This is a genomic window from Halococcus salifodinae DSM 8989, from assembly GCF_000336935.1.
GTDB lineage: Archaea > Halobacteriota > Halobacteria > Halobacteriales > Halococcaceae > Halococcus > Halococcus salifodinae.
On the sequence record NZ_AOME01000056.1, the window covers coordinates 58,958 to 68,924 of the forward strand.

6 protein-coding genes and 5 pseudogenes are annotated in these 9,967 nt (G+C 54.4%); 4 read left to right on the forward strand and 7 right to left on the reverse strand.

The window, feature by feature from the left end; all coding sequences use genetic code 11:
• The first annotated feature begins 106 nt into the window (after window positions 1-106).
• Window positions 107-1,351 (forward strand): O-antigen ligase family protein, encoded by a 1,245-nt coding sequence (locus C450_RS11360; protein ID WP_241430377.1) that lies wholly within the window; start codon window positions 107-109, stop codon window positions 1,349-1,351.
• Window positions 1,352-1,647: 296 nt separating this feature from the next.
• Here the strand turns inward: C450_RS11360 and C450_RS11365 are convergent, their stop codons facing one another.
• The 3 genes and pseudogenes from C450_RS11365 to C450_RS11375 all read right to left on the reverse strand — a co-directional run bounded on the left by C450_RS11365 (window position 1,648) and on the right by C450_RS11375 (window position 4,505).
• Window positions 1,648-1,938 carry a hypothetical protein gene (locus tag C450_RS11365; protein ID WP_241430379.1) on the reverse strand — a complete coding sequence of 97 codons (291 nt, stop codon included), beginning with the start codon at window positions 1,936-1,938 and terminating at the stop codon, window positions 1,648-1,650.
• A 2-nt stretch (window positions 1,939-1,940) separates the two neighbouring features.
• Window positions 1,941-3,272: pseudogene (gene tnpC / locus C450_RS11370) on the reverse strand (IS66 family transposase); the annotation flags it as partial.
• Between the two features lie 126 nt (window positions 3,273-3,398).
• Window positions 3,399-4,505 (reverse strand): O-antigen ligase family protein, encoded by a 1,107-nt coding sequence (locus C450_RS11375; RefSeq protein ID WP_161606957.1) that lies wholly within the window; start codon window positions 4,503-4,505, stop codon window positions 3,399-3,401.
• A 109-nt stretch (window positions 4,506-4,614) separates the two neighbouring features.
• Here C450_RS11375 and C450_RS20870 point away from each other — a divergent pair, with 109 nt between their 5' ends.
• The 3 genes and pseudogenes from C450_RS20870 to C450_RS11385 form a co-directional block, all read left to right on the forward strand.
• Window positions 4,615-6,243 (forward strand): sulfatase-like hydrolase/transferase, encoded by a 1,629-nt coding sequence (locus C450_RS20870; protein ID WP_080510299.1) that lies wholly within the window; start codon window positions 4,615-4,617, stop codon window positions 6,241-6,243.
• Window positions 6,244-6,604: 361 nt separating this feature from the next.
• A pseudogene (locus C450_RS11380) lies at window positions 6,605-7,200 on the forward strand (transposase); the annotation flags it as partial.
• 157 nt (window positions 7,201-7,357) lie between these two features.
• Window positions 7,358-7,645, forward strand: a pseudogene (locus tag C450_RS11385) (transposase); the annotation flags it as partial.
• Between the two features lie 37 nt (window positions 7,646-7,682).
• On the opposite strand, the pseudogene C450_RS11390 reads toward C450_RS11385, so the two are convergent.
• The 4 genes and pseudogenes from C450_RS11390 to C450_RS11405 form a co-directional block, all read right to left on the reverse strand.
• A pseudogene (locus C450_RS11390) lies at window positions 7,683-7,972 on the reverse strand (transposase); the annotation flags it as partial.
• Window positions 7,973-8,082: 110 nt separating this feature from the next.
• Window positions 8,083-8,607: a transposase gene (locus tag C450_RS20875; RefSeq protein WP_049910127.1), complete on the reverse strand. Its 525-nt coding sequence runs from the start codon at window positions 8,605-8,607 to the stop codon at window positions 8,083-8,085.
• Window positions 8,608-9,150: 543 nt separating this feature from the next.
• A pseudogene (locus C450_RS23500) lies at window positions 9,151-9,261 on the reverse strand (hypothetical protein); the annotation flags it as partial.
• Between the two features lie 31 nt (window positions 9,262-9,292).
• Window positions 9,293-9,967: IS5/IS1182 family transposase (locus C450_RS11405; protein WP_005043560.1), on the reverse strand; the 675-nt coding region annotated here is incomplete at its 5' end.

Consider the following 9,967-nt stretch of genomic DNA (forward strand, 5'->3'; position numbering starts at 1 on the left):
TTGACGTCCCCATTCCGATTCATGGTGGATCAATAGAAAATGACACAGAAATCTCTATCTTCTTTTGTCATAGAATTTTCCGTAGATGTATTTTACAAGCTTTAGTATGAAAGATACAGTAATGCGCGCCGACACGTTTTGGATCGGTCTGCTCCTCCTCGCGTCATCGCTATCTGTCACTACTCTTGTCCCAGAAATGGTCGGATATGTCGTGATTCTTGCGGTTTATGTAATTTTTGTTGGCATACTTTTCATTACTGATCAGTTTGCAGTCACTTATCACTGGGCAGTTGTTCCAATGGTAGTGTTAATATGGATAGTATTCATGCTCACAACAGCACTCGACCCTACTAGTGCAGGAATCATTCGCCTTGGCGCGTTCGTCGTGATTACCGGTATCAATCTCTTCGTCGTTCCGGCAGTTATCGACCGAGCCGCCCTCCATGACGTTATTGCCTACACGGCCGGAGTGTCTGTACTTATAGGTCTACCTACAGTTGTTTTTGGGGCATACCAGATTGCTGGACTCACTATCACGCCGTGGCGAACAACCTATGAACTCTTCGACGTCTCTTTGAACAATCTGCGGTCGGTGTTTAGCAACCCGAACACCCTAACGGCGTTCTCAGCTTTGGGAGTGGTTGCTGCTGGAGCGAGCTACATCCGTTCACGCACCCCGATAACTGCAGGATTAGTCGGATTGAACGCTCTCGGAGCCTATCTCGCGGGCGGACGAGCGGGGCTGCTAGCACTCATTGTCGCAGGTGTACTGTACGTCGTCTACCGGTTTTTCGGACGTAGTGCGCTGACAGGTTTCGTGATTGCCGGCGCGCTCGCAGTATTAGCGGGGTTTGCGATGGTTTTCGGCATTATTCCTGGACCGAGTGCTGCTATGTATGTCGATCTCAGCAGTCGTCGGACTATTTGGACAGCAGCGTACGAAGCGATACTTAATCGACCCGCAATTGGGTGGGGTCCTGGAAAGGACAAGATGGTGTTAGCGAGATATATTGCCGAGTCGAATTCTGTACGAGGAACTCACAACAGCTACATCCGAATGTTTCTAGTCGGCGGAATCCTCGGTGGCGGGGCATATCTTACCATCACTATTAGCTTAATGATTATTGGTTTATGGAATGCCCGCTCTGAGACGCTATTTACGTTTCTTTTGCTTATAATGTTCTTTATCATACAGGTTTTTGAGGGAATGACGATATTTGGCCTCAGCTTACTCTCAACGATGGGGGCTTTCTTTGTTGGCTACGTACAGTCCTCATCTGACACGAGTAAATTTGTGAAAATTAATATTCATAGGGGGATTTCCGGATTGAGAAAGATGATCCGACACTAAGCGCGTATTTCGACTGTGCTGTGTATGTGTTTAGCGCGGTCCGTTCGTAGATGCCTCTGCACGTGATTCTGGTTGCTCTCCTCCGAGCATCGACGTCAGTTGATCCGGCGGATCNGGTCCGTTCGTAGATGCCTCTGCACGTGATTCTGGTTGCTCTCCTCCGAGCATCGACGTCAGTTGATCCGGCGGATCGAGTCCTTGGCGTTCCCACGTCGCTACCATCGTCGAGAGAGTCTCGTGGATGCGGACTCCGGTTTTAATGACCAAGAGAAGTTATGAAACCTCTACCGTAATTTTTACGGTAAATTGGTTTCGTCGATCTCATCGATCCGTTTAGCGAGTAGTTGAATCAGTTCCTGTACGGTGATTTCGTCCTCCTGAAGGAGGGTTGTATCAGCAGCATATTCGACCGCCTCAGCGTAGTTAGAATGATCATGGCTCGCCATGATCTGCGTCAGCTTCGTGGCCACGCTATCACTGATCGTGACGGTCGTGTATCCATCTGGAGGCATATTCGACCAAGTGAGCGATTTACGGTAAAACTTACGGTAAATCACCACGCTAACTTCAGAACTTCTCTGGCTCATTACGACCGGAGTCCGCCGAAGATCTTCCGCATCACTACCTGCTCGCGCAGAGCGCGCTCTGCGCGGTTGTTCGTTGAGTCAACGTCTGGCTCCGTGACAAACGTCAGCCAACAGCCCAGCCCGTTCCTGATCTTCTCGGCTAACTGCGTGACTTCTTCGGTCTCGTAATCTGCTCTGGTCAATTCCTCCAGACACAGCGAGGCCTGCGCCCGCCTCCGCTCACGGGCGGAGGCGGGCGGGTCCTCCTCATCGAATGCGGTCAAATCCTCGTGGAGGTCGTGTAGTACCTCCGAGATCGACTCAGCCTCCTCGTGCCGCTCAGCAACGTACTTCGCTTCTCTCAGCAGATGCGCCCAGCATCGCTGGAGTTTGCCGTGGTAGCTCGGATACGCCGACCAGCCGTCACAACTCAGGGTGGCGTCCTCGGCGAGTTCGTCGCCGAGGACGTCCTCCAGCACCTGACTTCCGCGGCTCTCGTCGATCGTGTAGAAGACGTCCTCGTCGGTCACGAACGTCCAGACCCAGTGCTGGTCGCCGTCGACCGGAAAGCCGGTTTCGTCGCAGTAGACCACGTCGCTGTCACGGATGCTGGCTCGAACGTCTTCGTACGCGGGTCGCAGCCGATCTGCGACCCGCTCGGTCATGTTGTAGATCGTCCCCGGTGAGACCGGATGATCGAGCTGCCAGTCGAACAGTTCAGCCTGCTTCCGGTGCGGAAGCCGGCCGTGATAGCGGAGGAGGGCGGTTTGGGCCAGCAGGTGTGGCCCAAACCGTCCGGTCTCCGGACAATCAGGGTGTTCGGCGACGACCTCGTTGCCACAGGAGCACTCCTGCTTTCCAAGCTCGTATTTCGTGACCTCGGTTGGAACGGGGAGCGGAATATCGACGATGACGCGGGAGACATACTCGTCGGGATCAGTGAGAACACGGTCGCAATCGGGACAGTACGCCTCCCCGACCCGGACGGTCCTGTCCGGGTCGGGTGGTGGTCGGGTCGTTCCGTCGTGGCCGGGGTTGCGTCCAGGTCCGGACGAGGAGTCGCTGGCGGCGTCGGAGTCGCCGCCAGCTTCGTCATTCTCGTCGTCTTGCTCGGAATCGTCGTCCTGTGGCGACTGTCCAGCACCGCCCTGTTTGCTGGAGGGAGTATGGGCGTTTTCGTACTTCTTGAGGCGGTTTTCGAGCTCTTCGATTCGTTCGTTCTGGGCAGCGTTTTGCTGGCGAAGAAACGCGTTCTCAGCGAGAAGAGCGAGATCTCGCTGGGGAAGGATCGTCCGACCCACAGAACGGATCGCCGGGTCATTCGACCTCGGCGATCCGTCAGGCCCGGAAAGCACGATTAGCAGCCGTTCGTCCTGCTCTTCCCTGAGAGCTACGATTTCGACTCGACTGCTCCGCTAAACACATACTGTGCTGTAGAGCATACTGCGAAAGCCTATGAAATTTGATATTCGGCAAAAACCTCAATCACCTATTGCAGGCTGTGCATACGCGAGCGATAGTGCCCAGAGCACCGACGAGAGATTTGTTCCGAAGATCGTCCCGCCAGTGAACAACTGTATCACGAGCGCCATGACGACGAGACAGAACGTCGTCAGCGCAAGCGAAGTGTGCTGGCGTACACGTCGGAACGCCAGGACGAGGGCTGACACGGAGAGAGCGAGGTAGGCAAGTCCACCGACGATGCCACCGATGACGAACAATCGGAGATAACTGTTGTGAGTGCCCGTCAGGGTTTCACCTGGGTAAAAGTCATGCACGATTGCTGTCGTGTCAGTAAGTCCCCATCCGAGAATCGGGCGTGCGACGAACGCTTCGTATGTTGCAGTCCAAAAGCCGACTCGCGGACCGAGCACCGACTGGAATAATCCGGTCGGACCGGGCAGAAACCCGAATGCGATTGCAAGCCCACCAGCGGTGGCAAGGGTGCCAGCAGTCATCATACCGGCGAGGGCGGTCCGACCGACGAGAAGATATCCAACGGCAAGGGCTGTGGCGATGACGAGTGCGAGGATCGATGCTCGACCGAGGCCGAGAAAGACGCCGAACAGATTGAGTGCACACGCCGCAACCATCCACGGTGATCGGGTGCGTGCGGCCACGCCAGCCGCACAGACCGCGCCGAACGTAACCAAAATCCGGAAATAGCTAATTCCATCAAAAATGGAAGTCGGCGTCCGACGAATGACGCCGAGCGTGAGCTCCGAGCGCTGGCTGTCCAGCACGTGAGTGATTTCCACGCCGGCGATGGTATAGTCTGGCCAGATGATTGATGGAAGAGCGAGCAGGACACATACGGCACCGACAACGCCGATTGCGGTGAACGCGCGTTTGCGGGAGACGACGGCCGGCACGATGAACAGTGTGATCGCGGAGAGACCGACGAATGCGCCAAACCGAAGGAAGGCCTGCATGGAGGGATTCAAAACCAGTCCAATGGCGAACACGACCCACAGCACTACCGCCGGATAGAGCAGTGCTCGGTGGGTTTGAACAGGTATGTATGGCCAGCGAAACTCGCGAATCTCTTGAAGGCCATCACGTGTAGTGAAAGCCACCACGAGGAACATCCCGTACGCTCCGAGGACAACGAGGTTCCCAATAGTTCGAGAGACGAATATCGAGAGCGCAATGGCACAGCTCACGAGAAGGAGGTAGAACGCGACAAGGGTTCTATCCATGACCGAAATCCCGGTTCCTACTCAACTGATTGTTTCGGTATCCGGATCAACTAGCCGTAATATTGTTATCCAACAAATCGATATCCGTGTGAGACGGAGATACTTGCCATTCATGCGAGAAATCGACAAATTTTTACCGTGCTTCTCAGCATTGGTTCGTATGGAAATAGAGTCTGGTCGATATAATATCCTCCTCATCGTCTGGGATACTGTTAGGGCTGACTTTACAACGCCTTACCAGACAGATATCAACACAACGCCAACGTTGGCCAACTTTGCCGAAGAAGGACTTTTGTTTGAGAATGCGTATTCCGCATCCAATTGGACAGGAACCAGTCACGGTGCGCTGTTTTCTGGACAATACCCAACACAATCTGGAGTAATTGGGGTAGATAATCAAAATCTCCCTGCTGACAGATCAACCTTGCTCGAAATCGTTCATGAACAGGGGTATAGAACGTTCTTCGGAGCGAGTAATTCCCATCTTCGCTCTGAATATGGCTACGGTCGTGGAGCCGACACGTATTTAAACCCATCTGTCCCGTCGGTAAAAGAGGGGCACAAGCACCTGAATCAAATATTAATGGATTCGACTGTGAGAGCATCCATGCGGCAGCAGCTATTTGCGGGCCGAGACAATCAAGCAAAATATACCGCACGCCGCTTTCTCGAATTTATTAAAAATAAAGAAAGTGCGACACCCTGGTTTGGGTTCTTGAATTTTCTCACTGCACACCACCCATACGATCCACCGCGGCCCTACAAGAGGTATTTTGACCGAGATTTATCCAGACCTAGATCCAACTGGCAAGATTATTTTGGCATCGGAGAAGAAACACATGATGAGTTCTCGATTGAACGTCTAACTACCCTTTCTGAAAAATATCCTGTATTTGCAGACGAATTTTCTCCGATTCCGGGAGAGTGGTCAACGATTCGATCCTGGTATGCTGGCGCTATCCGATACCTCGACGACCTCACTGCAGCGCTTCGAGATCGACTTCAAGTAGAAAATGAATGGAATGATACAGTTATTATTATCACCTCTGACCATGGTGAATATTTCGGAGAGTGCGGCCTTGAAAAGCACAATTTTGGTCTCGATGATCCAGTTGTGAAAATCCCAATGGTCTTTCGCATTCCACCATCTCTACAAAACGAGATTCAAGACGACGGATCTCCATTGGTTTCGCTTATCGACCTGTATCCTACCATTTGCCATATCGCAGGTGGGGAACCACCAGCCGGAACTACTGGTGTGGATCTATTATCCCAGCCACTAGCCAGCGATACAGACAGATTCATTTGTTCTGAAGTAGCGAAAAAGCCGACCGATGCGATTGAGCGACGCCACGAAGGTTTCACAGACCATCCGAAAAATCAAGGAAGACAGGCAATTCGGACAGTGGATGGGGTCATAGAATTTGTTCAAAATGGCGAGACTCATACCTGGGGATGGAATAGTGACTTGTCGAATATTGATCGAGATATGAGTCGTTCTGATCTGATTGAGGACTATCAGGAAAGCCGAGACATAGAATTAGGATCGCTTCCCGAGGACATTGGCGTCCACCCTATCTATGGCAACGAACAACGAGAGAGATTAAAGCATCTCGGATATTTATAAATGATACAATCGGCAGTGCCATATATTCAAAGTATAGTCGGTTTTTAGATTAAAGGAAATAAAATTCCATAAATTGCTGACTGAGATCGTCGAGACGCCAGCTATTGAATATTGGGACGACGAGAGCACCGCGGAGTGCCGCCCACGCTGCCCGGGTCACCATGTCGATGGATTCTTCGAACGGCCACTTCCAGAGGCATCGCCGCGCCGAGGCGTGCGACGCCATTTGGTAGACACACCGTCAGCAAGCAAATGTCTCAACTAACCAACTTTGTGAGGTGCTGAGCTTTGGATTTCGAATATCGCTCATCTCGATAGATCGTAACACCAATTCTGCTGGCGGATCAAACACCGGCCAACGATGGACGAGGAGTCAGCCCGGGTCTTCCTTCCACCACGTGAGCGATGTTTTGAACGTCTCCGTCTCGCCCGCTTCGGCGAGACGGAGACGTGTGTCCATTGTGGAGATGACGCCGTCGTCAAACGCGGAACGACCGACAAGGACGCCCAGCAGTACTGGTGCAAGGAGTGCGAGACCTACTTCAGCGACCTCACGAAGACGATTTTCTGGCAGCACCGCTTCGGACTCGAAGAGATGTTCTACATCGTCAAGGAGATGCGATCTGAGCCGACCGCTCAGATCGCTCGAGACCTCGATCGAGACTACGAAGCCGTCCTCAACTTCGTCCACAAAGTCCAGGACGTCAGCGGTGATATCGACGGTTTCGACCTCTACGATGTGTGCGAAGCTGACGAGGTCTACGTCACAGCTGGTGAGAAAGGAATCGAAGACGAGGACGGAAATCCACGCAAGCGCGGACTCAAAAAAAGGGACGCGGAACCTTCGCATCGGACAAACCGCCAGTCTTGACACTCGTCCGTCATCCCGACGGACGAGTTCGGTTTCTCGTCTGTGAGGATCTGCAAGACGCTGACGAGAACATCGCCGAGTACGGCGACGGAACAGAGTGTCATAGAACTCTTCACATACCCCACCAGCAGCCCGAGGAACGATATCTGATAAGCAGCCAGTTTGGTCGCGATTCAGAGACAACGGTAGCGGATCTCTCGACCGAGACGCGAAAACCATGCCAACCGTTCTATGACACCCTGCGACGGAAGCGTGATCCTCTGTACCGACGGCTACACGATCTACGACGACATCGAGGACAAGGAGGGGGTGGACGGCCATCTGGCCGTCACCCACTCCGAGACCTACGTGGTCGGCGACACCCACACAAACACGTGTGAGAACCGCCACAGCTTCCTTCGCCAGTGGCTGGCGAAGTTCCAAGGTGTCTCGAAACATCACCTCCAGAAATACCTCGGCTTCCTCGGACTGAAACTCAACTCACCGAATGACTGGTTCGAGAAACTGCTGTGTTACGATGTATCGGGATGAGCGTCGAATATAATAGCCGATTTCATACTTACGGACATAATACGTAAATAGTTTTCTCGCCGAACTCGGTCTGGAGCGCGTCCAACAGCCGGATCGTCGTGTCGCTGTTGAAGTTCTCCTCACACGGGAGAAAGAACGTCTCGCCGGTATCGCTCACCGCCCCGAGTAGCTTGATGCTATCCCACTTGCCCGTCACTGGGAGTGACGAGCGCTCGCCCTCGGGGAACCACGCATAGATCAGCTTCGAGAGGACCTGTCGCGTCTGATCTATGGCGAGGATCGTGTACTCGTCGTCCAGATCGTTCGTCTTTTTTTGAACCCGTCTTGAGCCTGTCTAAGAATTCCGCACTACCAGTCACCCGATATCGGCCGAAGACACCGCTGCACGATTCAGCAAACCGATCCAGCAGCGTCGACAAAAAGAGAACCACGCCCAGTTATCCGGCGATCGCGTTCGCCACTTCGTGGCTGTCCGGCCCTCGGCCGGACCGCCACAGTTTCAGCAGGTTGTGCGTCGCTGAGAACAACGACCACTCCGCTTGTGCCCCCGTCTCCCCGCGTAACAGGAATCGATCGCAGCCGCGGGTGACGTGCTGACCGAACACTGCTTCGACGCTCTGGCTACGCTTGCGGTAGATGCCTCTACCCCGTTTCGTCCGGAGTTTCCGCTCCATGCGTTCTTTCAGCCCGTACCATTTGGGGATCCGCCCTCGTGGCGGATCCGCCTCCCGGAGTTCTTTCCGTCGCTTCCAGTCTTTGGTCGTGGCGATGAACAGTTCCGTCTGCTCATCCGCTAACTGCGCGTTCGCTTTGCTCCAGTAGCCAGCGTCGGCAAGCGCCTTCTCCGGGCGCTTGCCGTTCACCCCCTCGCAGTTCTCCAGCATCGGCTTGAGTTGCTGTACGTCGTTTGCGTCAGTAGTGATGTCCTGAGCGACGATGACTTGCGTGTCGCAGTCCACCATTGTTTGGCCGTTGTAGCCCTGTTTCCAGCCGTTGCTGGTTTTGAGCGTTTGACTCGCTGGATCTGTCGTGTTAGCTTTCGTATCCTCCGGAAGCTCCACCTCCTCCGGAGGTGTGGGCTTCCGGCCACGTTTCTTTCGGCCCATTTCTTCCTCCTCTCGTTCTCTCCGACGGATTTTCTCGGCTTGCTCCTCCTTGAGTTGCTGTTCCTTGGCGTCGAGTCGGTCCTTGGCCTCCCGCAATCGGTTCAGTCGGTCTTCTTGCTCCCGGAGTTCCTCCGGGAGCTCGTCCCCGCGCTGTTCCGGGCCGTATTCGTCATCTTCGGCCTCATCGATCTCGGCAGCCTCGTCAAGGATATCGTGAATTTCGTCGGTGATCTGCTCACGCGTCCGGTTTTGGTCAAGGGCAGCGTCGCCCTGGACGCGACGGCCGTCCAGGGCGACTTCGCCCATCTCGGCCATGCCAGCTTCCCGACAGAGGCGAAGAATCTCGACGAAGAGGTGCTCGAACTCTCCGCGGTGGTTCTTGCGGAAGAGGCTGATCGTGCGGAAGTCAGGGTGTTGATTCGCGGCAAGGTAGCGAAAAGCGACGTCCCGTTCGAGGAGCCGGTCGAGTTTGCGGGAGCTGCGGATACCGATACAGTAGCCGAAGACGATGCTCTATTGAAAATGCGGTACGGGAGTACGATCATAGCGTCTTGGCGAGCTTCTTGATGTTGTTGAGCGCGAACAGGAGAACGATCTCNGTTCGCTTGACCGTCGAGTAGGAGGTTTCGGACATCCACCGCTGGGTGTAGCCCTTCGCTCGGATGAGAGCGTTATTCGCTGTAGCCATCGGTTTCGATCCTTGGTGCTGAACGAGGTACTCAACGTCCAGTGCGGCGATTTCGTATTCGGTGTGCCAGTCCTGGAACCCGTTGTCAGCAGCCACGGACCGCAGGTCGTCCGCGTTCCGGCGGACGACCCGCGGGCCAGCCTTCGTATCGTGTTCGCGCTCGATACAACAGTGGACATCTAGCCCCGCAAGCGACTCTGTATCGGTCAACGTCGTCGCTTTGATCGTCTTGACGCTTCGCCCACATCGCTGGAGGTAGTACTGAGAGGCTTGCTTCCGCTCGAAGAACGTACTGTCCAATGCGGCGTGTCCTGACTGCGGGTGTTGCTGCGCTGAGATGCGCAGCAACGCCCGCCAGACGTACATCGCGTATCGATCGAGTGAGTGGTAGAATGCGGTAGGGTCAGGCAACGCATCCGGATGAAGGCCGAGCCGGTCACATATCTCCGGCATGAGGCTCAACCGATCGACGAGTTCGGCGTAGCTGTAGCCCTCTTCCTTGCGAATACAGTGTGCGACGATGTGAGC

Excerpts from the sequence above, each read along its gene's own strand:
- C450_RS11360 (WP_241430377.1), top strand. The coding sequence starts at position 107 with ATGAAAGATACAGTAATGCGCGCCGACACGTTTTGGATCGGTCTGCTC.
- C450_RS11365 (WP_241430379.1), bottom strand. The coding sequence starts at position 1,938 with ATGAGCCAGAGAAGTTCTGAAGTTAGCGTGGTGATTTACCGTAAGTTT.
- C450_RS11375 (WP_161606957.1), bottom strand. The coding sequence starts at position 4,505 with ATGTTCCTCGTGGTGGCTTTCACTACACGTGATGGCCTTCAAGAGATT.
- C450_RS20870 (WP_080510299.1), top strand. The coding sequence starts at position 4,615 with ATGACCGAAATCCCGGTTCCTACTCAACTGATTGTTTCGGTATCCGGA.
- C450_RS20875 (WP_049910127.1), bottom strand. The coding sequence starts at position 8,607 with ATGGTGGACTGCGACACGCAAGTCATCGTCGCTCAGGACATCACTACT.